19 protein-coding genes, 1 tRNA gene and 1 pseudogene are annotated in these 22,261 nt (G+C 72.1%); 6 read left to right on the top strand and 15 right to left on the bottom strand.

What is annotated here, in order from left to right; genetic code table 11:
* Positions 1-85: 85 nt before the first annotated feature.
* The 3 genes from H300_RS26720 to H300_RS26715 form a co-directional block, all read right to left on the bottom strand.
* Positions 86-1,771, bottom strand: a complete 1,686-nt coding sequence (locus H300_RS26720) for a tetratricopeptide repeat protein (RefSeq protein WP_051270018.1) — start codon at positions 1,769-1,771, stop codon at positions 86-88.
* A 278-nt stretch (positions 1,772-2,049) separates the two neighbouring features.
* Positions 2,050-2,123: transfer RNA gene (locus tag H300_RS0113400), tRNA-Met, on the bottom strand.
* Positions 2,124-2,182: 59 nt separating this feature from the next.
* Entirely contained in the window at positions 2,183-5,101 is a 2,919-nt protein-coding gene (locus H300_RS26715) for a UPF0182 family membrane protein (RefSeq protein ID WP_486583780.1), read from the bottom strand.
* Between the two features lie 112 nt (positions 5,102-5,213).
* On the opposite strand from H300_RS26715, the gene H300_RS0113390 reads away from it, so the two are divergent.
* A complete protein-coding gene (locus H300_RS0113390) occupies positions 5,214-5,792 on the top strand; it encodes a PPA1309 family protein (RefSeq protein ID WP_028427839.1) in 579 nt (192 codons plus the stop codon).
* Between the two features lie 37 nt (positions 5,793-5,829).
* Here H300_RS0113390 and H300_RS0113385 read toward each other — a convergent pair whose 3' ends face one another.
* The 4 genes from H300_RS0113385 to H300_RS0113370 form a co-directional block, all read right to left on the bottom strand.
* Positions 5,830-6,924: a PDZ domain-containing protein gene (locus H300_RS0113385; RefSeq protein ID WP_028427838.1), complete on the bottom strand. Its 1,095-nt coding sequence runs from the start codon at positions 6,922-6,924 to the stop codon at positions 5,830-5,832.
* Between the two features lie 25 nt (positions 6,925-6,949).
* Positions 6,950-7,165, bottom strand: a complete 216-nt coding sequence (locus H300_RS0113380) for a hypothetical protein (RefSeq protein WP_028427837.1) — start codon at positions 7,163-7,165, stop codon at positions 6,950-6,952.
* Positions 7,166-7,355: 190 nt separating this feature from the next.
* Positions 7,356-7,817, bottom strand: a complete 462-nt coding sequence (locus tag H300_RS0113375) for a molybdopterin synthase catalytic subunit (RefSeq protein ID WP_028427836.1) — start codon at positions 7,815-7,817, stop codon at positions 7,356-7,358.
* Positions 7,818-7,914: 97 nt separating this feature from the next.
* Positions 7,915-9,024: an SDR family oxidoreductase gene (locus H300_RS0113370; RefSeq protein ID WP_028427835.1), complete on the bottom strand. Its 1,110-nt coding sequence runs from the start codon at positions 9,022-9,024 to the stop codon at positions 7,915-7,917.
* A gap of 214 nt (positions 9,025-9,238) precedes the next feature.
* Between H300_RS0113370 and H300_RS0113365 the strand changes: the two genes are divergently transcribed.
* Complete coding sequence (locus tag H300_RS0113365; protein WP_028427834.1) at positions 9,239-10,720, top strand: zinc-dependent metalloprotease; 1,482 nt, start codon at positions 9,239-9,241, stop codon at positions 10,718-10,720.
* On the top strand, positions 10,717-11,247 hold the full coding sequence (locus H300_RS0113360) for an NUDIX hydrolase (protein ID WP_028427833.1): 531 nt from the start codon (positions 10,717-10,719) through the stop codon (positions 11,245-11,247). Before H300_RS0113365 ends, H300_RS0113360 begins: the two co-directional genes overlap by 4 nt.
* 41 nt (positions 11,248-11,288) lie before the next feature.
* Here the strand turns inward: H300_RS0113360 and H300_RS0113355 are convergent, their stop codons facing one another.
* The 4 genes from H300_RS0113355 to H300_RS0113340 all read right to left on the bottom strand — a co-directional run bounded on the left by H300_RS0113355 (position 11,289) and on the right by H300_RS0113340 (position 15,028).
* Positions 11,289-12,035 carry an AIM24 family protein gene (locus tag H300_RS0113355; protein ID WP_028427832.1) on the bottom strand — a complete coding sequence of 249 codons (747 nt, stop codon included), beginning with the start codon at positions 12,033-12,035 and terminating at the stop codon, positions 11,289-11,291.
* Positions 12,036-12,050: 15 nt separating this feature from the next.
* A complete protein-coding gene (locus H300_RS0113350; protein ID WP_028427831.1) occupies positions 12,051-12,734 on the bottom strand; it encodes an AIM24 family protein in 684 nt (227 codons plus the stop codon).
* Between the two features lie 10 nt (positions 12,735-12,744).
* Positions 12,745-14,331, bottom strand: coding sequence for a TerD family protein (locus H300_RS0113345; RefSeq protein ID WP_028427830.1), 1,587 nt, complete (start codon positions 14,329-14,331; stop codon positions 12,745-12,747).
* Positions 14,332-14,437: 106 nt separating this feature from the next.
* Complete coding sequence (locus tag H300_RS0113340) at positions 14,438-15,028, bottom strand: M48 metallopeptidase family protein (protein ID WP_028427829.1); 591 nt, start codon at positions 15,026-15,028, stop codon at positions 14,438-14,440.
* A gap of 286 nt (positions 15,029-15,314) precedes the next feature.
* Here H300_RS0113340 and H300_RS0113335 point away from each other — a divergent pair, with 286 nt between their 5' ends.
* Together H300_RS0113335 and H300_RS26710 are read left to right on the top strand one after the other, a co-directional pair.
* Positions 15,315-16,421 carry a ThiF family adenylyltransferase gene (locus H300_RS0113335; RefSeq protein WP_106966833.1) on the top strand — a complete coding sequence of 369 codons (1,107 nt, stop codon included), beginning with the start codon at positions 15,315-15,317 and terminating at the stop codon, positions 16,419-16,421.
* A 33-nt stretch (positions 16,422-16,454) separates the two neighbouring features.
* Positions 16,455-17,774, top strand: a pseudogene (locus tag H300_RS26710) (ABC1 kinase family protein); the annotation flags it as partial.
* A gap of 496 nt (positions 17,775-18,270) precedes the next feature.
* On the opposite strand, the gene H300_RS0113320 reads toward H300_RS26710, so the two are convergent.
* The 4 genes from H300_RS0113320 to H300_RS26705 all read right to left on the bottom strand — a co-directional run bounded on the left by H300_RS0113320 (position 18,271) and on the right by H300_RS26705 (position 21,726).
* Complete coding sequence (locus H300_RS0113320) at positions 18,271-18,525, bottom strand: hypothetical protein (protein ID WP_486583818.1); 255 nt, start codon at positions 18,523-18,525, stop codon at positions 18,271-18,273.
* A 56-nt stretch (positions 18,526-18,581) separates the two neighbouring features.
* Positions 18,582-18,941 (bottom strand): WhiB family transcriptional regulator, encoded by a 360-nt coding sequence (locus H300_RS0113315; RefSeq protein WP_028427826.1) that lies wholly within the window; start codon positions 18,939-18,941, stop codon positions 18,582-18,584.
* A 127-nt stretch (positions 18,942-19,068) separates the two neighbouring features.
* Positions 19,069-19,341: a hypothetical protein gene (locus tag H300_RS0113310; protein WP_028427825.1), complete on the bottom strand. Its 273-nt coding sequence runs from the start codon at positions 19,339-19,341 to the stop codon at positions 19,069-19,071.
* Positions 19,342-19,542: 201 nt separating this feature from the next.
* Complete coding sequence (locus tag H300_RS26705; protein WP_051270015.1) at positions 19,543-21,726, bottom strand: ATP-dependent DNA helicase UvrD2; 2,184 nt, start codon at positions 21,724-21,726, stop codon at positions 19,543-19,545.
* Positions 21,727-21,983: 257 nt separating this feature from the next.
* On the opposite strand from H300_RS26705, the gene H300_RS26700 reads away from it, so the two are divergent.
* Complete coding sequence (locus H300_RS26700) at positions 21,984-22,241, top strand: NrdH-redoxin (protein ID WP_037980227.1); 258 nt, start codon at positions 21,984-21,986, stop codon at positions 22,239-22,241.
* The last annotated feature ends 20 nt before the right edge of the window (positions 22,242-22,261 follow it).

Raw genomic sequence — 22,261 nt, 5'->3', positions numbered from 1 at the left:
TCCCCACTCTAACCACGCGGTGACGACCAGCGCAAATCGCTGATGCGCCGGGCCCGGGGCCTCGGGAAGCGGCGCACCACCGCAGTCACGCGCTGAGCTCGTCATGGAGTGCCTCACTCAGCCGCGACGCCCGGTCCGCCACCTCCTGCGGTCCCAGCTCGACGGCTTGGGCACACCAGTGCCGCCCCTCCGCCAGCTCACCGCGCCGCGCCGCGAGCAGTGCCAGCCGCAGGGCCGCCCGGCCGTGCCCCGCCTCCGCCGCGCGGTGCCACCAGACGCCCGCCTCCGGCTCGCTCCCCTCCCGGGCCAGCAGCAGCCCGAGGTTGAAGGCGCCGTTGCTGCTGCCCGCCTCGGCAGCCGTCCGGTACCAGTGCGCGGCCTCCACGACGTCGCCGCGGGCCGCCGCGCACATGCCCAGCCGGACCTGCGCCCGGCGGTGACCCTGGCGGGCCGCCGTCCCGTACCACTGCTCGTACTCGGGAGGCCCGCTCGCGGCCGGCCGCGCGTCGGCCTGCTCCCGGCGCTCCAACAGACCGGCGAGCCGGAAGGCCCCCTCGACACTGCCTCCCTCAGCGGCCACCCGCAGCAGACGGTCGGCGGACCGGCGGTCGCCGCGCCGCTGAAGAGCGATCGCCACCTGGAGCGCCGCCTCCGCGTGCCCGGCGTCCGCCGCGCGTCCGTACCACCTGAGCGACTCCGCGTCCGCTCCCCGGCCGGCGTAGAGGATGCCGAGGTTGAACGCGGCGTCCACGCTGCTGCCCTCGGCGGCCTTGGAGAACCACGGTTCCGCCCCGTCCGCGTCGCCGCGCTGGAGCAGCAGCACCGCCAGCGCGTTGGCGGCCTCGACGTGCCCGGTGTAGGCAGCACGCCGGTACCACTGCTCGGCCTGCGCGGTGCGCGCCTGGCCCGCGCAGAGCAGACCGAGGTTGTAGGCGCCGTTGCTGTCCCCCGCGTCCAGCGCGGAGCGGTACCAGCGCTCGGCGGCCCGCAGCTCACCCCGGCCGGCGTGCAACGCACCCAGTGCGTTGGCGGCGTTGGCGTCGCCGTCGGCCGCCGCGCGGCGCCACCACTCCTCCGCGGCCTCCTCGTTGCCGGCGTCGCGCAGCAGGAAGCCGAGCGCGCACGCGGCCTGCGGTTCGCCGTCGTTCGCCGCGATCAGGTACCAGCGGCCGGCCTCGCGCCGCTCGCCCCGCTCCTCCAGCAGAGTGCCGAGGCGCAGCGCGGCCCGGCAGTGACCCCGGGCCGCGGCCTGACGGAACCACTCCTCCGCGTCCGCAGCAGGCGCGGACCGCTGAGCGGAACGCTCGGTGACGGACTCCGCGGTCTTGAGCAGCGCCGTCCCGACCCGGTAGGCCGCTTCCCGGTGCCCGTGCTCGGCGGCGGCACGGAACCACCGCTCGGCCTCCGGCTCACCGCAGTGGTCCAGCAGGTCTCCCAGGGCGTACGCGCCGAGGGTGTGCCCGGACTCGGCGGACTGCCGCAGCCAGTAGCCGGCCGCGGGCTCGTCGCCGCGCTCCCGGTGGTAGCGGCCGAGTGCGTGCGCCGCGGCCGCGGAGCCCGCCACCGCAGCACTGCGCCACCAGCTCACCGCCTCGTCCGGATAGCCCCGCTGGTGCAGCAGCACCCCGAGGTTGTTGGCCGCGGCTCGATCACCGGAGGCAGCCGCGGTCCGCAACTGCGGTTCTGCGGCGTCCAGTTCACCGCGACGCAGGAGTTCCGCACCGAGCACACTCGGCGCGGCGCCCGTACCGGGCACCGCCGCTTCGGGCATGGCAAGGGCAGACGCGGCCTCCTGGACATCGCGTGCGTCCGGGCAACCTTTCTCGTCAAGCCTTGCCATATCCCCCATAAGGTCCATCGTCGCACCACCCGCAACCTCGGTACACCTGGTATACCGCAGCCATTGAGGTCACTACAGCGTTTTGTCGACTTCCCGACATGACTGCTCTCCAAACGCCGCGCACCAGAGGACTCACGGGTCTCCGGCACGAGTTGGTCCCAAACACGACGAAGGACCCGGAGTCGATGAGACTCCGGGTCCTTCCGCAGTAGCGGGGACAGGATTTGAACCTGCGACCTCTGGGTTATGAGCCCAGCGAGCTACCGAGCTGCTCCACCCCGCGCCGTTGCAGTGCTGACACTACCACGGCGCGGGAGTCGCTCCATACACCCTGACCAGCGGCTATCCGCCGTCGCCCGAGGCCTCCTCGGCCCTCCGGAGCGCGTCCTGCAGGTCGGTCTGAGCCTGACCGTAGGCCTCCCAGTCGCCTTCCTGCAGGGCTTCCTGGCCGGCGTCGTAGGCCTCCTGGGCGTCCTGGAGGGCTTCCGCGGCGCTGCCTTCGGGCGCGTTCGGCACCTCCGGGGTGCCCTCCTCCTCGTCGGCCGGCTGCTCCGGCTCCTCCGGTTGCTCCTCGCCGTCGGAGGAACCGGGATCGATGTCGAACACCTTGTCCAGCGCCTGGTCGAGGGTGTCCTCGAAGGCGAGACGCTCCCCGTAGGTGACCAGGACCTTCCGCATCCGCGGGTAGTTGGTCCCCGCGCCGCGGACGTAGACCGGCTCCACGTAGAGGAGACCGCCGTCCAACGGGACGGTGAGCAGGTTGCCGTACTCGACCTCGGAGTCGCCGCGCTTGAGGAGGTTGATCGACTCCGCGATGGTCGGATCGGAGTTGAACTTGCTCTGCACCTGCTGCGGACCGGCCACGGTGGTGTTCGCCGGCAGTTTCAGGATTCTGATCTTGCCGTACTCGTCACTTCTGGCGTCCGCGTCCACCGCCATGAACGCACCGAGGGTCTCACGGCGGTTCGGGTTGAACGTGGTGGTCAGCGAGAAGGTCTTGGCCTCCTGGTCCGGCATCTTCATGCTGAGGTAGTACGGCGGAACCGGGTTGCCCTTGTGGGTCGGGTCGTCCGGGATCTGCCAGCGCTCACTGCCGCTGTAGAACTGCCCGGCGCTGGTGACGTGGTAACGCTGAAGCAGCTCGCGCTGGACCTTGAAGAGGTCCTGCGGGTAGCGCAGGTGGTTCATCAGCTCGTCGCTGATCTCGCTGCGCGGCTCGACGGTGCCGGGGAAGGCCTTCATCCAGGTCTTCAGCACCGGGTCCTCGGTGTCCCACTCGTAGAGGGAGACGTCACCGGTGTAGGCGTCCACCGTCGCCTTCACCGAGTTGCGGATGTAGTTGACCCGGTCCTGCTGGGCGATGACCGCCCGCTGGCCGTCGGTCAGCGAGTCCTGGGTGGTGTCCCCCAGCGTCGTGCGGGAGGAGTAGGGGTAGCCGTCCGAGGTGGTGTAGGCGTCGACGATCCACTGGATCTTGCCGTCCACCAGGGAGGGGTACGGGTCGCCGTCGATCGTCAGCCAGGGGGCGACCGCCTCGACGCGCTCCTTGGGGGTGCGGTTGTAGAGCACCCGCGAGCCCTCGCCGATGGCGCCGGAGTACAGGATCTGCGGCTCGCCGAAGGTCAGCGCGTAGGCCGCCCGGTTCACCGTGTTGGAGAGGTCCACACCGCTCTTGCCGGTGTAGGTGTAGGTCTTCTCGCCCTCGTCGTCCGCGTAGTCGAGCTCCTGTTGCGGACCGCCGACGATGGAGTACTGGTCGGTCTGCTCGCCGTAATAGACCCGGGGCTGGTAGTCGCCCGCGAGCTGCTCCTCCGGCGGCAGGTTCTTCTCGGTGAACACCGGGGTGCCGTCCGAGCGGATCTCGGTGCCACTGCCCGCCACCATGCCGAAGCCGTGGGTGTACTTGAAGTGGTCGTTGATCCAGTTGCGCTCAGGGACACCGTCGATGTTGATCTCGCGGAGACCGACCACGGTGTCCTGCTCCGCGCCGTCCTCGTCCTCGTAGCGGTCCACGTCGAGCGTGTCCGGGAAGGTGTAGTAGCCGCGCACCTGCTGGAGCTGGCGGTAGGTCGGGGAGACGACCGACGGATCGAGGAGTCGCATGCTGGCCGTGACGTCCGCGGCCTCGCGCAGGCTCTCGTTGCGTTCGTCGGTGTCGGGTGTGACTCCGTCGTAGTCCGTGAGATCCGCGTCATCGATGTCGTAGGCCTCTCTGGTGGCCTCGATGTTCTTCTCGATGTACGGCGTCTCCTTGGCCTGCTCGTTCGGCTCCACCTGGAACTTCTGGACGATGGCCGGGTAGAGGCCGCCGATCAGGATGGCGGAGAGCACCATCAGGCCGAAGCCGATGACCGGGAGCTGCCAGGTGCGGCGCCACAGCGTGGCGAAGAAGAGCACCGCGCAGATGGCGGCGATGAAGAAGAGGATCGTCTTCGCGGGCAGGTAGGCGTTGGCGTCGGTGTAGCGCAGGCCCGTCCAGTCGTCGGCGCTGCGGATCTCACTGGATTTCAGCGCCAGGCCGTAGCGGTCGAGCCAGTAGGCCACCGCCTTCAGGGCCACGAAGACGCCCAGCAGCACCGAGAGGTGCCCGGTGGCCTGCGAGGTCGCCTTGGCCCCGGGCGTCGAGATGCGCAGCCCGCCGTAGAGGTAGTGCACCAGGGCGGCGGCCAGCAGCGAGAGGACCGCGGCGGCGAAGGCGAAGCTCAGCAGGAAGCGGTAGAAGGGCAGGTCGAAGGCGAAGAACGAGATGTCCTTGCCGAACTGCGCGTCCGTCTTGCCGAAGGGCGTGCCGTTCACCCACATCAGCCAGGTGCGCCACTGGCCCGCGGCGGAGGCCCCGGAGATCAGGCCGACGAGCACGGTGACGGCGAGCAGGGCCCACTTCTTGTACGGGGCGATCCCCATGCGGTAGCGGTCCAGGCTCTGCTGCTCCAGCGACATCGCGCTGAGCGGCGGGCGCAGTCGGTGGGCCAGCCAGACGTTGATCCCGACGACCACGGCCATCAGCAGACCGAACACGGCGAACAGGCCGATCCTGGTCCAGAGGGTCGTGGTGAAGACGTCCGTGTACTGGACGGAGCGGTACCAGAGCCAGTCCGTCCAGAAGCCGGCAAACATGATGAAGAGCATGGCCAGCACTGCCAGTACGCCTACTGTGATCAGCAGGGTCTTGGCGCGCCCGGAGGGCTGGCCGACTCTGATCCGTGGTCCGGAGGGACCGCCTGAGCCCCGGTCCGGCATCTGGAAAGCCAAGGTGCGCACCTCGAAGATCGCAATGGATGTGGCTGGCCCCGCATAGTAGGGCTCACCCAGTCAACTTACTCAAGCTTTACTCAGTTCCCGTTTCCGGGGTCGTGGAAGGCACGATAAGGGAATGAGCAATCTCCCCGACAACGGCACTCCCCTGGCCGCATCGCCCCTCACCCGTGCAGTTCTGGACATCGACGAGTACACCGCCGGGCTCGGCTGGGACCAGCCGGCCCGGCTGTTCGCCCTGGTGGACACCGAGCAGCTGCGCATCGAGGAGCCCGGACTGGCCACCCAACTGGGCCTCGACGAGACCCGCGACGAGCCGGAAGGGCTGCCCCAGCAGCCCGCGATCACCCCGGTCGAGCAGGACGAGCTGCCCGCCGGTGTGCCGCTGGACGAGTTCCTCGGCACCATCGCCTGGCCGGAGGCCGTGATCGGCTGCGCCATGACGGTGGAGCGGTTGATGCTTCCGCCGTCCGTGGAGGAGTCCGTGCCGGACGACCTCGACGAGCAGGAACTGGCCGCCTGGGTGGCCGACCACCCCGAGCGGCAGGAGGTCCGCATGACGGTGGCGGTGCTCCGCGACGGCACCCGCGAGTCGGCGGTGCGGCTGCACGAGAAGGACACCGCCACCGAGGTACTGACCGGGGCGAACCTGGTGCCCGGTCTGGCCGACGCGCTGGGCGCCACCTTCGAGAGCTGACCGGTCCGCACGCGGGCGGTGCGCCTCCGGCCAAGGATCAGCCGGCGGCGCACCGCTCCAGCTCGTCCGCGTCGCCCTCGCGGATCTGTTCCAGGGCAGTGACCGCGTCGTCCATCGTCCCGACCTTCACCAGCGTCAGCCCGTCCGGGCGGGCGCCCGCGGCCGCGGGGCAGTTCGCCTCCGGAGTCAGGAAGTAGGAGGCACCGGCGTCCCGGGCGGCGCGGATCTTCATTGTCACTCCGCCGATCGGGCCGACGCTCCCCGCCTCGTCGATCGTGCCCGTACCGGCCACGAACTCGCCGCCGGTGAGTTCGGCAGGGGTCAGCTTGTCCACGATGCCGAGGGCGAACATCAGCCCGGCGCTCGGTCCGCCGACGTCGGCCAGTTCGATGTCGATCTCGAACGGGAAGGTGTGGGCCGTCCCCGCCTGGATGCCCACGATGGCCCGCTCGTCCTCCTCCGCCGGGACGGTCTCGATCGTGCGCTCCTCGGCCGGGCGGTCGGCGGGGTCCTCCCCCGCCTTCTCCGCAGCCTCCGCGGTCTTGACCGGAACCACGGTGAAGACGACCTCCTCACCGGCGTCCCGCCGGGTGACCAGTTCCGCGACGTCCGCGGGCTCGTCCACCGCCTCGCCGTCCACCGACTTGATCACGTCCCCGGCGCGCAGCACTCCCTCGGCCGGGCTGTCCTTGACCACCGCGGCGACGACCGTCCGGGTGGTGACCGGGACGTCCAGCTCGCGCAGCGCGGCGACCTTGGCGCTCTTCTGCGACTGGCTGAACTCCTCGGCGTTCTCCTCCTCGGCCTGCTCCGCCGTGGTCCCCTCGGGGTAGAGGGTTTCCCGCGGAACGACCGCGGCGTCGTCCTTGAGCCAGCCGTACATCGCTTCCACCAGGCTCATCCGGTACGCGGCGCTGGTGACCCGGACCGTCGTCATGTTCAGGTTGCCGGAGGTGTCGTACGTCTCACGGTCCTTGATGTTGAGCACCGGATCGTCGTCGTGCTCGCCGAGGGTGTTCACCGTCGGGCCGGGCGAGAGCTCCGCGTAGGGCACGGGCATCAGGACCACTGCGCAGAGCATTCCTATGAGCAGGAGCGCGGCGGTGAGGATCGTCGTGTGACGGCGTGGCATGGCACGACAGTACGGGACGGGCTGGTCAGTCGGCCGCTCGGGACGGTCCGTCCGTGGCTATTCGGCCCCCGGCCGAGGGGGTCCTCGGGGTCTCCATCGCGCTGCGGAACGCCGCGTACCCGGCGACCCCGGCGACGTCGCCGACACTGCCGTCCGCACGCTGGCGGGCGGCCCACACGGACCAGATGCCGGCGGATATCGCAGCCGCCAGGGGTATCAGGAGCCAGATCAGCGCATCCATGGGTCCTCCCGTTCCTTCCCCTGCGCCGCGGACCCGGAGCCGCCGCGGTTGAAGGGGGTGCTTCCGCCGTTGTGGACTCCAACGCTCCGGCCGCCGCGAAGATTCCGCAACCGGAGGGTCCCGGACGGCCGTTCGGGACCCTCACCGCACCGGACGGCACCCCGGGGGCGCTCACCCGGGGGAGCAGCGCTCAGCATGCCCCGACCCACTCGTCCGTCCCGTCGGAGAAGGTCTGGTGCTTCCAGATCGGCACCTCGTGCTTGAGATCGTCGATCAGCCGGCGGCAGGCCTCGAAGGCCTCGCCGCGGTGCGGGCAGGACACCGCCACGATCACCGCGGGGTCGCCGACGCCGAGGGCCCCCACCCGGTGGACGGCCGCGAGCGCCCGCACGGGGAAGTCGGCCGCGACCTTCTCCGCGACCCGCCGCAGCTCCTCCTCGGCCGAGGGGTGGCAGGAGTAGCCCAGCGCCGTCACGTCGGCACCCCCGTCGTGGTTGCGCACCGTGCCCACGAACAGGGCCGTGCCACCGGCCGCGTCCTCTCCGACGGCGCGGAAGACTTCGTCGAGCGAGAGCGGGGAGTCCCGCACCGCCAGCAGCCGGATCGGGTCGGCGGCGGCCAGTTCGCCGGGGTGCCGGTGCGTGTGTGCCATGGGTTCATGCTGCCGCACCGGTCCCGGTTCCGGAAGCCGCCGGGTGGCGCGCGGCGCGGACGGCCCGCGTCCCCGGCACGCGCTGCTCCGGCCGCCGCTACAGGCCCCGGCGCTTGCGGACCCTGCGGACGAGCGCCGCGGTGCCGACGAGCGCCACAGTCGCGCCGGCGGCGCCGAGGGTGGTGGCGGCGTCCTTCCGGCCGAGTCGGCGGCCGGCCACGGCGTGCCGGCCGGAGGCTTCGGCGAGCAGTTCGGCCAGCACCTCCTCGTTCGTCCAGTCCGGCCGCCAGCCCGCGTCGTGCAGCCGGCTGCCGCTCACCACCCAGGGGTGCATCGTGTAGGCCAGGTCTCCGGCGGGCGACGGGGTCAGCCCCAGCCGGTGCAGCCGCGACGCGGCACCCAGCGCCACCGCCGACGGCAGCTCCATCCGCCGCACTCCGGTCAGCTCCTCGATCTCCTCCTGCTCCAGCCAGCCGTCGCAGCCGACGGACAGCACACCGTCCACCTTCTCCAGTGCCGCGAACTCCAGCGCGCTCGCCAGGTCCTCGACGTGGCAGAACTGCCAGCAGGGCCGGGAGCCCGCGACGACCAGCAGTCGCGGCGACTCGAAGTAGCGGGTCAAGGCCGTGTCCGTGCCGCCCACCAGCACGGTCGGGCGCAGCACCGTGACACTCAGGCCCGGGTGCGCCCGGGGCGCGCGTTCGGCCAGCCGCTCGATCTCCAGCAGGTCCCCGAGGCCGGTGGCCTCCTCCGTCGCCCGGAGCTCCGCGTCCTCGGCGAGCGGCACGTCGTTCTCGGGAAGCGCTCCGTAGACCATCGCCGAGGTGCACAGGACAACCCGCCGCACTCCCGCGGCTGCGGCCGCGGTCAGCACGGTCTGGGTCCCGCGGACGTTGTAGGCCGTCCGGGCGGTGGCATCGGTACCGAGGTCGAGATCCAGCGCCAGGTGCACCACGACGTCGACCGGGTCGCCGTCCCGCCGCAGGCGGTCGGCGATCGCCGGGTCACGCACGTCGAGCACGTGCCACTCCGCCTCGCTCACCTCCCCGCGGCGCTCGTCCAGCGCGACGACCCGGCTGATCTCCGGATTGGTGGCGAGCCGCCTGGTCAGCAGCTCACCGACTCCGGAGGCGGCGCCGGTGACCGCGATGACGGGGCGCTCGGCGCGGTTTCGCGCTGCGCGAACGTTGGGCTCCTGGGAACTCACCGGGCTTCTCCAGCGGTTGTTTCTCGTACGGGGTGCGCGGAACCCCCATCCTGCCTGACTCGTGTCTAGGCTGGGGGCAGTGCCGTTTCCCGCGCACGTCATCACGTACGTCCGCGCACGTCACGCGCAGCAGCACGGCACCGACCGGCACGCCCGCCGCGGCGGCCGATGCGGCGCCCGCCCATCGTCCCAGCGCACAGATCCGAGGAACCCCGTGAGCGACACCCCATTCGGATTCGGCCTTCCGCCGGAGGAGCCGGAGGACGGCGACGAGGACCGGAAGAAGCGCGGCCAGGAGCCCGGACCCCTGGGGTTCGGCAGCGGCCAGGGCGGCGCCGACAACCCGCTGGCGGCCATGTTCGGCTCGCTCGGCGGCGGCGACCCGGGAGACCTGGGCGCCGCCTTCCAGCGGCTGGGCCAGATGCTGAGCTACGAGGGCGGCCCGGTCAACTGGGACATGGCCAAGGACATCGCCCGGCAGACCGTCGCCCAGGGCGCGCCGGACGGATCGACGGACAGCAGCGTCGGCCCCCAGGAGCGCGCCGCGGTCGAGGAGGCCGTCCGACTCGCCGACCTCTGGCTGGACGGCACGACCTCCCTCCCGTCCGGCTCCGGCACGGCCGTGGCCTGGAGCCGCGCCGAGTGGGTGGAGGCGACCCTCCCGGTCTGGCGCGACCTGGTGGACCCGGTCGCCGAGCGGGTCGGCGTGGCGATGGGCGATGTCCTGCCGCAGGAGATGCAGGCGGTGGCCGGTCCGCTGCTGGGCATGATGCGCTCGATGGGCGGTGCGATGTTCGGCACCCAGATCGGCCAGGCCGTCGGTGTGCTCGCGGGCGAGGTCACCGGCTCCACCGACATCGGGCTGCCGCTCGGGCCGGCCGGCAAGGCCGCGCTCGTCCCGGTGAACGTCGAGGCGCTCGGTTCCGGCCTGGGCGTCCCGCGGGACGAGGTGCGCCTCTACCTGGCCCTGCGCGAGGCGGCGCACCAGCGGCTCTTCGCCCACGTGCCGTGGCTGCGCTCGCACCTCTTCGGCGCCGTCGAGGGATACGCCCGCGGTATCAAGGTGGACACCGAGAAGCTCGAGGACGTCGTCGGGCAGCTCGACCCGTCCCGTCCCGAGGAGATCCAGGAGAAGCTCCAGCAGGGCATGTTCCAGCCGGAGGACACCCCGGAGCAGCAGGCCGCGCTCGCCCGGCTGGAGACGGCGCTGGCACTCGTCGAGGGCTGGGTGGACGCGGTGGTGCACGCCGCGGCCGAACCGCACCTGCCGGCCGCCGGCGCCCTCCGGGAGACGCTGCGCCGGCGTCGGGCCTCCGGCGGTCCCGCGGAGCAGACCTTCGCCACCCTGATCGGGCTGGAGCTGCGCCCCCGGCGGCTGCGGGACGCGGCGCGGCTGTGGGCGACCCTTGCCGACGCCAGGGGCGCCGACGGCAGGGACGCGCTCTGGGAGCACCCGGACATGCTGCCCACCGCCGCCGACCTGGACGACCCGGACGGCTTCGTGCATCGGGAACAGGCGGACTTCTCCGAGCTGGACCGCATGCTCGGGGACGCCGCCGAGCAGCACGGCAGCACGGGTGCCCCGGAAGCGCCGCCGGCCGACGGCACCCCGGGGCCGGCTGCCGGGGCCGGCCCGGGCAGCCCAGGCGGCCCGGACCCGGACGACACCCCCGGCCGGGAGGACGACGGCAGGTGAACCCGCTGTACGAGGACGCGGTCCGCACCCTCGGCGGCTGGTCCGCACCCGACGCCGAGCAGGAGCGGCTCCGGCTCTCCTATCTGGAGCACCTCGCGGCACACCCGGACGGGATGTGGAAGTCCTGCTCCGAGGGGCATCTGACGGCGAGCGCCCTGGTGGTCGAGCCGTCCGGCGGCCGGGTCCTCCTGACGCTCCACCGCAAGCTCCGCATGTGGCTGCAGCTGGGCGGCCACTGCGAGCCGGCGGACACCGCTCTGGCGGACACCGCGCTGCGGGAGGCGCGCGAGGAGTCCGGCATCGCGGACCTCAGGCTGCTGCCCGGCGGTCCGGTGCGGCTGGACAGCCACCCGACCCCGTGCGCCCGGCACCTCGACGTGCAGTTCACGGCACTCGCCCCGGCAGGCGCCAGAGAGGCCCTGAGCGAGGAGTCGCTGGAGCTCCGCTGGTTCGGCTACGACGAGGTGGCCTCGGTGGCCGACTCCTCGGTGGTACGCCTGACGGACCGGGCCCGCTCCCTGGTGTGAGCGACGCGCCCCGGGCGGTCGGTGCCGGGCCCCGGCAGCCGTCAGTTGGTGAAGATGTTGCCCTGGCCGCCCTGGGCGCCCACGCCGTACTGGCCGCGGACCCCGGGGCCGACCACGGCCGCCTGGGGCGGGAGCAGCTCGCTGGGCTGGACGAGGGCGAACCCCTCGCCCATGAAGCTCAGCTCCCAGCCCTCCCCGGTCTGCCCTCGGCGCCGCCACACCCCGGACGAGCTGGTCTGCGCCTGCATCTGCACCCGCAGCGAGGTCGACCAGGCGACCACCGCGTCGGAGTCGGCGTTGACGTAGGTGTGCGGGGTGACCCGCAGCATCAGCGGATGGCCCGAGGTCATCAGCGCGACCTTCCCCTGCCCGGAGATGGCCAGGTTGTACTTGCCCGAACCCGAGACGCCGTACTGGCTGTCGACGCTGATGACGTCCCAGTGCAGGTGCGAGTCGAGCGCCAGCACATAGGCACCGTCGACGGTGAGGCCCTCCTGATCGACGTCGACGATGTGCACCGTCTGCGCGAGGTTGGCCAGAAAGACCGATCCCTGCCCCGAGCAGCGCATCAGGTCCAGTCCCTCGCCGGTACGCGCCCGGGAGCGGCGCTGCCCCTGGCTGCGGTACTCCCCGTCGAACTCGACCATGCCCTGGTAGGCGACCATGCTGCCCTTGCGGGCCAGTACGTCCTGTTGTCCTGTGAGGGCGACCCTCAGCAGCTTGTCGTTCTGGAGCGCGTAGCGGTCCGCGGTCTGGACCTCGGTGTAGGCGAAAAGCGGGCTCTGCATCTCTGTACGCTCCTCTCAGCCACGCGCCCGGAGGCGATCGGCGCTGTCCTCGCTGGGCTGTACGACGACGAACCCCTGGCCGGAAAAGCCCAGCTGATAGGCCTCGCCGCTGCCGCGCCCGATCAGGGCGGACGCCTTGAAGCTGCGCTTGCCCTTCACCTTCAGGTTCGTGGACCAGGCCACGAGCGCGTCCGGATCGACGCAGGTCTCGTCGGCACCGCGCCCGCAGTCCACCACGACCGGGGTGCCGCGGGAGGTGAGCGCGACCCAGCCGGTCCCGGAGATCTGGACATTGGACAAACCCTGCCCGGCGAACTTCGCCATGCCCTTCACCCGCTCCACGCCCCACTGCAGACGGGCGTCGAACGCGAGGACGTTGGTGCCGTTCACCGACAGGCTGTCGTCCGCGAGGTTGAGCACCACCACGTCCGCACCGTAGTCGGCCAGGTAGAGCAGCCCGTCGCCGTGGCAGCGCATCAGCGGCGCGCCCTCGCCGGTGAGCCACTGCGAGGCCATCCGGCGCACGGCGGGCGGGTTCGCCTCGTACTGGACGAAGCCCTCGTAGGCCACCATCGAGCCGGTGCGGGCGAAGAGGTCGTGGCCGCTCGCCATCGCGACCTTCAGCATGCTGCTGCCGTGGTTCTCCATACGGGCAGCCGGCTCGGTGGGGGAGAAGCCCGTGATCGTCTGCTGGTTCATGGCGGCCCCTTCAGACCTCGTAGGGCTGGACGACGATGAAGTTGCCCGGGGCGCCGCGGAACTGGAGGTTTACGCTCTCCCCGCTGTGGCCCGGGTAGGCCTGCCTCCGCAGCCGCACCTGGCTGGAGACGACGACCTGCGCGGCGGCCGACCAGGCGACGACCGCGTCGGCGTCGGCGAACGTGGTCGGGGTGACGGGGAGCACGACCGGCGTCCCGTGCGTCTTCACCACGACGGTGCCGGTGCCCTGGAACTGCATGGTGAACAGCGCGCCGCCGGGGATCCCGTGACCCTCGATCCGGCGCACCTCGTACTGGAGCGACTCGTCAAAGGCGAGCACCCGCTCGGCGGAGACGCAGATCGCGTCGCCCTGGAGTTCGATCGGATGCAGGTAGGAGGCGTCCTCGGCGAGGAACACCTGACCGCTGCCGGTGCAGCGCATGAGCTGCATCTCCTGACCGGTGGCATTGCCCACGATCCTGCCCGTGAAGCCGGCGCTCTTGTAGCCGAAGTCGACCTTGCCCTGGTAGAGCACCATACTGCCCTGGCGCGCGAGGACCGGTTGCGGATCGACTCCGAGGTCGACCCGGGCGAGCTGCCCGTTCTGAAGGGTCCACCGTTGGCCGGTGGGGGCCTCCCGGTACTTCTCCAGAGTCACCGCGAGGCCGGTGGGCCCGCCCTGCGGGACCCCGGCGCTCCCGTGCGCCTGCCGGCCGGGCGGCATCGGATAGCCGGACGGCGGGCCGGGGGGAGCCGGGTAGCCAGGTGGCGCCTGCATGCCGGACTGTCCCGGCGGGGCGGCGTACTGCGCACCCGGCCCCGGCTGCTGCAGGACGAGCGCAGGCGAGACGGGCGGCCCGGGGGGCGCATGCGGCGCCGGCGGGCTCAGCGGAGCGGCCATGGTGGGGGCCGCGTGGTGCGGTACCGCCGGCTGGGGCGACGGGAAAGCCTGGGGCGCCGCGGGCGGCGGTACCGCCTGTGCGGGCGGGGCGAAGCCGGGTGCCGGGCCGCTCGGCGGGGCGAAGCCGGGCGCCGCGGCGGGTTCCGGTGCCTCCGGCTCCCCCTGCTCCTCCGCCACCTCGCCGCCGAAGTTCTTCAGCAGCGCGTCGAGGCCGCCGTCGAAGCCCTGCCCGACCGCGGCGAAGCGCCAGACGTCCTTGAGGTAGAGGTCACCGAGCATCACCGCTCGCTCAGTGCTGAACTCGGACCCGTCGAAGGCGTAGCGGGCCACCTCCTCTCCGCCGGCGACGATCCGCAGATACCCCGGGGCCACCTGGGACATCTGCCCGTCGCCGTCGATGGTCGCGGTGAACGACAGGCGCTGCACCGCCTCGGGGACGCGGTCCAGGGTCACCCGGAACGACTCGGTGTCGCCCGCCTGCGGGCCGAGCTGCTGGATCGCCTCCTCGGGCGACTTCGGCTGGTTGAAGAAGATGAAGTACCGGTCGTCGGAGAGCCGCTCCTGGCCGTCCAGGCCGAAGCAGCTGATGTCGAAGGTCAGCCCGGGAGCGTCGATACGCACGCCCACATAGAGGTCGGTGCCGGCTGTCAGGTCGCTGAGCTTGGTCTTGTGACCGCGCTGGAATTCCCTGCCCATACGTAACGCCGTCCCCCATCCCGTGGCTGAAAACTGTCCAGCGTCAGGCTAGCGGGTGCCGGCGGCGGTGTGGTGGCCGTGGGATTCGGGAGCGCCGGACGGCGCGTCAGGGGGCGCGCGGCCCGCGGTCACCCGCGGCGGCGCCCTCCAGGAAACCGCGGGCCCGCTCGGTGCGCGGGTAGCTCTCCAGCAGGCGCCAGAAGCGGGCGCCGTGCCCGGGGACCAGCAGATGGGCCAGCTCGTGCAGCAGTACGTAGTCGATGACGTACTCCGGCATGCCCTGGAGGCGGTGCGAGAGGCGGATGCTGCCCTCCGCGGGAGTGCAGGAACCCCAACGGGTGTTCTGGTTGGTGACCCAGCGCACGGAGGCGGGGACGGCGCGACCCTCCAGGTACTGCGCGGAGAGCCTGGCGGCCCGCTCGACGAGCTCGCCCTCGGCCGGCTTGCGGCGGCTCTCCTGGGCAGCCAGCCGATCGAGCATCACACCGATCCAGCGCTGCTCCTCCTCCGCGCTCATCCGGGCCGGCAGCAGCACCACGGTGCGGTCGCCGTCGCGGTAGGCGGACACCGTGCGGCGGCGCCGGGCGCTGCGGCGCACCTCGACACCGTTCGGCAGCGCGGCGCCCTGCCCCGGTGGAGCCGCCGGCGGTCGGGCGCGACGCCGGCGGCCGGTGCTGTTCAGCGGTTCGGCGGGCACGCTCCGACGTTACCCGCTGCCCGGCGGAAGTAGTCCGCTCCGGACGACCGCGCACGGAAATCCCTGGCCCCCCGCGCCGGGGCCACGCCGTGCCCGACAGCACAAATAGGATGATGACCCACCACTTGTGGACAACTTTCCGCACGGAGCGACCGCCTCGCGCATGCTGGCCGAAGACCGGGGTGCGTGCGGCGGCGCACCCCCGGCACACCGTGCAGACCGGAACACCGGGCAAGCCCTCCGGGCGGGACCCGGGGCAGTGAGGGGAAGGGCCACCGTGCACCCGATGATCAAGCCCGCGCTCCGGCGCAGTTGGCGGGACCGCCACACCGTGCAATACGGCGTGGCCCCGGCACACGCGGTCGTGCTGCACCCGGTCGACACCGCGACCGGCAGCTTCCTGGAGTTGCTGGACGGCACCCGCAGCCTCCCGCAGCTCCGCGAAGCGGCCCGCGGCATGGGACTCGCCCGGGACACCGCGGACCGCCTGGTCGAGCGCCTCACCCGCGCGGGAGTGCTGGACGATCCCACGGCGGAGCGGCGAGCGGCTGCCGTGGTGAACGAGCGGCTGCGCCCCGACCTGGCGTCCTTGTCGGTCCTGCATCCGGAGCCCGGCGGGGCCGTGCGGCGTCTGGCTGCCCGCAGGTCCGCGCGAGTGCAGGTACGCGGCGGCGGGCGGGTGGGGGCGACACTGGCCGCGTTGCTCTCGGCGGCGGGCGTCGGACACGTCGACGCCACCGACGGCGGCTGCGTCACCCCTTGGGACGCCGCCCCGGGCGGAGTGGCGGCCGCGCAGACCGGCCAGCGGCGGCTGGCGGCACTGCGCCACGCCGTCCGGCAGGCCTCGCCCTGGGCGAGGCCGCCGAGGGAGGAGGGCGGGTCGCTGGGGCCGGGGCTGGGTCTCGTCGTGCTCGCCCCACGGGACGGCCTGGCCTCCTACGCCCCCGATCCGGCGGCAGCACGGGAACTGCTCGCCGCAGGGCGGCCTCATCTCTACACCGGAGTGGTCGAGGGAACGGGCTTCGTCGGCCCCCTGGTCCTGCCCGGGTCCACGGCCTGCGCGGAATGCCTCCTGCTCGACCGGGCCGAGCGGGAACCCGCCTGGCCCCTGGTGGTGGGGCAGTGGCGCTCCGCCCGGCGGACCGGCGTGCCGGCCTGCGACACCGCGCTGTCCTCGGTCGTCGCCGGGGCGGCCGCGGCACACGCCCTCGCCTTCCTCGACGGCGACGGCACCCCCGGCGCGGGCGTACGCACCTCGTTCGTCCTTCCGGATCTGCGGCGGGAGCAGGGGAAACTGAGACCGCACCGCGAGTGCCCCTGCGGCGCCGCGGCGGCTCGGGCCGCCCCCACCACGTCCGCAACGGATCCGCAACAGGTCACAATGGCGTCGTAGCAGCTTCTTGCTGCCGGCGAGTTGGAGGGGCGCATGTCAGATCTTCCGCGCAAGGCCGTCACCCGCACCGCCAGACTGGCGGCCCTGCCGCTGGGTTTCGCGGGGCGGGCCACCTGGGGACTCGGCAAGCGAATCGGCGGCTACTCCGCGGATCTCGTGAGCAACGAGGTGCAGCAACGCACCGCCGATCAGCTCTTCCGGGTCCTGGGCGAGCTGAAGGGAGGGGCGATGAAGCTCGGGCAGGCGCTGTCCGTCTTCGAATCCGCGCTGCCCGAGGACATGGCCGGTCCCTACCGCGCCGCTCTCACCAAACTCCAGGAAGCCGCTCCCCCGATGCCGGTCGGAACCGTGCACGGCGTGCTCGCCGAGCAACTGGGTGAGGACTGGCATGCGCTCTTCGAGGAGTTCGACGACAAGCCGGCGGCGGCCGCCTCCATCGGCCAGGTGCACCGCGCGGTGTGGCACGACGGCCGGGAGGTCGCTGTCAAGGTGCAGTACCCGGGCGCCGGCAAGGCACTGATCTCCGATCTCAACCAGTTGGGGCGGTTCGCCCGGCTCCTGGGGCCGCTCGTGCCCGGTATGGACGTCAAGCCCCTGATCTCCGAGCTGCGCGACCGAGTCTCGGAGGAACTCGACTACTCCCTGGAGGCGGCGGCCCAGCGGGCCCACGCCGTGGAGTTCGCCGACGATCCGGACGTCCGGGTCCCGGACGTGGTGCACCAGTGCGAGCAGCTCCTCGTGACGGAGTGGATGGCGGGCCGCCCGCTCTCCGAGATCATTCGGGAGGGCAGCACGGAGGACCGCGACCGGGCAGGACAACTGCTGGCCCGCTTCCTCTTCGCCGGTACCGCACGGACCGGGCTGCTGCACGCCGATCCCCACCCCGGCAACTTCCGTCTGCTGGCCGACGGCCGGCTCGGCGTGATGGACTTCGGCACGGTCGACCGGCTGCCGGACGGACTGCCCCCCACCATCGGCCACGCGCTGCGGATGACCTTGGCGGGCGATGCGGCCGGGGTCTACGCACTGCTGCGGGAGGAGGGCTTCGTCCGGGAGGGAATGGACCTCGAAGCGGACGAGGTACTCGACTACCTGCTGCCGATCATCGAGCCGGGCAGAGTGGATGAGTTCACGTTCTCCCGCGGCTGGATACGTGAACAGGCGACCCGGATCGCCGACCCACGCTCGCCCGCGCACCAGTTGGGCAAACAGCTCAACCTGCCGCCGTCCTACCTGCTGATCCACCGCGTCACGCTCAGCACCATCGGTGTCCTCTGCCAGCTCGGAGCCACGGTACGGCTCCGGGAGGAGATGGAGACCTGGCTGCCCGGATTCCTCCCGGAGGAGGAACCGGTCGTTCCGGCGGGGCGGTCGAAGGCGGAGCCGAAGTCGAGGGGGGCTGCGAAGGGCACGGCGACCGGGGCGAAAGCGAAGAAGAAGCCGGTCGGGGCGCCTGCCGAGGCGGCGGCGCGGAAGGCCACCGTCGCGAGGGCCCCGGCCCCAGAGACCGGCTCCCCGAAGAACGGCGGCGAGAAGGCCCCGGCCAAGAGGACCTCTGCCAACAGAACGGCAGCGAAGACGACGGCGAAGAAGACGACGGCGAAGAAGACGGCCGCACGGAGGGCCACTGCGGCGAAGCCGACCGGTGGAGCCACGAAGAGGGGCGCCGGTTCGGGAGCGACGGGAGCGACGGGTGGGGACGCCGGGACCTGAGCCGTACACCGGGGCGCGAACGAACACGGAACGGCACGCACGGCACGTGGCTCCCGACCGAGCTGACCGGCTCCCGCGCGGGGCGAGCCGCACTCCCGCCCCGCGCGGAGGCGGGACGGGAGCGGTCACGGCGGGTTCAGTGCATCAGCGCCGTGGCGAGCGCACGACAGGCGCGGCGTGAGGCCCGCTCGGCCTTGCGCTGCATCCGGCGGGCAGTGATTACCCGGCGGGCGACACGATCCGACTCGGCTTCGGTCAAGTAGTCCTGCATTCGGGTCCTGCTCAGGGTTTCTGGCATGAGTTGCATTTCTCGGGTCCTGTTCCGGGGAGAGGCGGTCTCGTCGGAACGGCCGCGTTCGGAGGTTTTCACGCTGAGGGTGAAGTCGATCATCAGGTCCTGCTTCATGGGTCCGTGGCCGGACGGTCGGTCGAGGGTGCCGGGGGCGTTCATGCCGAGACCGGGTTCTTACGCGGACGGCCGCGGGGCCGCTTGCGGGGAACCACGACGCCCTGGACGAACAGCTCGCCGCCCCAGACACCCCACGGCTCACGACGGTCCTTCGCACCGGTGAGGCAGGCGTCCCGCAGCGGGCAGGTGCCGCAGAGCGACTTGGCGTACTCCACGTCGGCCGGCGCCTCGGCGAAGAAGACCTCCGGGTCGTAGCTGCGGCAGGGCACGGCCACACCGAGTCGGTCGATGGCGTCGTCCAGCTCGGTGAGCGTGGTCAGGGGGGTCAACGGGGCCTCCGTGGTATCAGGCGGATTCAGGTCGGTGGTGCGCGGCGGCGTGTGCGTCGGTGTCTGCACGGGTGCTTTTCTTCCTCGTCCGTCGTCGTCCGGCGGGTGGCCGGACAGGCGGCTGGGCAAAACAGAAGGGCCGCGGAGCCCGATACGGGTTCCGCGGCCCTGGAAGGTGCCGACCTGATCTCGCCGATCAGGTTGATCCTCTCCAGGGGTCAGGCCCACGGAAGGCCCACATCTCGGGGTGCTGCGTCTTCTGGCGACCCGCGCCGGCATCCACTACCGCGAGCGAGGTGGCATAGGCGCTCGCCTGTGCCAGCGCTGCTGCCGCGGATGCCTTGGTCGGCCGGACATTGCCGACGCGGACACCGGCGAACCCGGTGGCACGTGCGGCGGAAACGCCGAGCAGGCAGGGGGCGACGACCGAGCGGTCGGTCATTGTGGTGGTGGCAATGAAGTCGATCACCGGGCTCGCCTCCTCTCGGCGCATCGGGGGGACCGGCCTGAGCCGGCCCCGAGTGTTTTCAGGAGCAAGTACAGCATGGAAAGTGTGCGGCGAGTAGCCCGCGCTCTCCATGACCGGAAGGCTATGAGGGTTTCGGCGCCGGACGCAAACCATTTTTTCGCCCGGGTTTGCGTTCACCTCCGAAACCGATCCTGGAATGATTTATTCCGCTTCTTCCGGAAACTGCTCACCTGCGCAGAGAGCGAGGACATCGGCACCGAAGCGCCGTGTCTTGCGGGCTCCGACACCGGAGATCCGGTGCAGCTCCGCCTCGTCCTCCGGCACCGCCTCGGCGATGGCGAGGAGCGTCTTGTCGGTGAACACGCAATACGCCGGCTGGCCGATCCGCCGGGCCTGCTCCGCGCGCCACTGCGTCAACCGCTCGTGGAGGGCCTCGTCCAGCTCCGAGGGACAACTTTCGCAGCGCATCAGCTTCATCTCGCCGGCGTCCGTCAGCGCCCGGCCGCAGACCCTGCAGCGGACCAGGTGGCGCTTCGCCCTGGGCTCCGGGACGCCGCCGCGTTCCACCGACCCCGCGCTTCCGGGGCTCACCGACGGCCGCGCGACGGAGCCGGCGGAGCCGCCCCGGCGGAGGCCGTCCAGAAAGCGGCTCGGACGGCGCACCGCACGACCGCCCGGCGAGCGGGCCAGCGACCAGGAGAGCGTGAGGTGCCGACGGGCCCTGGTGACCCCCACGTAGAGCAGCCGTCGCTCCTCCTCGACCTGTTCGTCCGTCTTGGCGTAGGTGATCGGCATCATTCCCTCGGTGAGACCGGAGAGGAAGACGGCGTCCCACTCCAGCCCCTTCGCCGAGTGCAGCGAGGCGAGGGTGACGCCCTCGACCGTGGGCGCGTCCTGGGCACCGGCCCGCGCGTCCAGCTCCGCCACCAGCTCGGAGAGGCCGGCTTCCGGCCGGGCCGCGCTCATGTCCTCCGCCAGCCGGACCAGCGCGGCCAGCGACTCCCAGCGGTCCCGCACCGCACCGGACCCGGCGGGCGGCTCGGCCCGCCAGCCCTTGGTCCCGAGCACCGCCCGCACCTGGGAGGGCAGGCCGACCGTGTCGTCGAGCAGGGCGTCGTTGCCGCCCGCCCGGGCCGCCCCGCGCAGCGCCACTCCCGCCTCGCGCACCTCGGGCCGCTCGAAGAAGCGCTCGGCACCGCGCAGTTGGCAGGGCACCCCGAGGTCGGCAAGTGCCTGCTCGTACATCTCGGACTGGGCGTTGATGCGGTAGAGCACCGCGATCTCGCTGGGCGGGGTCCCGGTGTCGATCAAGTGCCGGATACGCCGGGCGATGCCCTCGGCCTCGGTCGGCTCGTCGGCGTACTCGGCCCAGCCGGGCTCGGGGCCCGGCTCCCGCTGCGAGACCAGCTCCAGCCGGCTCTCGGCGGCACGGCCGCGGGCCTGCGACAGCAGGCCGTTCGCGAGGTGCACCACCTGCGGGGTGGAGCGGTAGTCGCGCACCAGCTTCACGACCGTCGCCCGCGGGTGGCGGGCCCGGAAGTTCAGCAGGTGGTCGGGGGTGGCTCCGGTGAACGAGTAGATCGTCTGGCTGGCGTCCCCCACCACGCACAGGCTGTCCCGGTCGCCCAGCCAGAGGTCCAGCAGGCGCTGCTGCAAGGGGCTGACGTCCTGGTACTCGTCGACGACGAAGTGCTGGTACCGGCTGCGCACCTGCTCGGCGATGTCGAAGCGGTCCTGGAGGACCCCCACCGTGAGCAGCAGGACGTCCTCGAAGTCGATCACGGAGCGCTCCCGCTTGAGCGCCTCGTAGCCGGCGTAGACCTCCGAGATCTCGGCGGCGGCGCGCGGCGCTTCCCGGCCGGCCTTCGCGACGGCGGCCGGATAGTCCTCCGGGACGGTCCGGGTGACCTTGCACCACTCGATCTCGCCGGTGACGTCGCGGAGCTCGTTGCGGTCGAGTCGCAGCCGGCTGCGGGCGGCGGCCTCGTTCACCAGCGCGGCCTTGCGCTCCAGCAGCGCCGGGAGTTCGCCGCCGACCGCCTTGGGCCAGAAGTACTGGAGCTGCCGGAGCGCGGCGGAGTGGAAGGTCCGCGCCTGCACACCGGCCGCGCCGAGCCGGCGCAGCCGCCCGCGCATCTCCCCCGCGGCACGCGCGGTGAAGGTGACGGCCAGCACACCGGCCGGCGGGAGGACACCGGCGCGCACACCGTAGGCGATCCGGTGGGTGATCGCGCGGGTCTTGCCCGTGCCCGCCCCGGCGAGCACGCACACCGGCCCGCGCAGCGAGGTGGCCACCTCGCGCTGCTCGGGATCGAGCCCTTCGAGCACCGCGTCCGGGGACTCGGGCACCGGTGGGAACAGGGTGGAGTGCGTTGCTGCTGTCACCCCGCCATGCTGCCAGGTCCGCCGCTGCCGCCGCTCTGCCCGTCCACAGCTCCGGTGCGTTCGTACGACCGCGCCGGTCCGGCCGGTGGTGCGACGGCGACGGAGGGGGCGGGGGACGTACGGGAATGCCGTGGCCGTCCCGTACGTTCGATCCAGTGCCGGGTGTGCGGCCGGCCTCGGGCCGGCCCGGAGCGGACGGGCCCAGCAGCGCCGCGCACGGACCGGGAAGACGATGACAAGAGGGAGCGCGAGAACCCATGGCCGGAACCGTCACGATGTACAGCACCACCTGGTGCGGCTACTGCCGCCGCCTCAAGGGCCAGATGGAGCGCGAGGGCATCGCCTATACCGAGGTCAACATCGAGCACGACCCGGCTTCCGCCGCTTTCGTCGAGACGGCCAACGGTGGGAACCAGACCGTCCCGACGCTCCAGGTGGTCCCCGCAGCCGGTGGCGATCCCGTCGTCATGACGAACCCGAGCCTGGCGCAGGTCAAGCAGGCCCTCGGAGCCTGAGCCACGGCTGACACAGGCGG

This window comes from Streptomyces sp. TAA040 (genome assembly GCF_000424845.1).
Note: the sequence above shows the minus strand (reverse complement) of the source record. Positions and strands in the feature narration are given on the sequence as shown.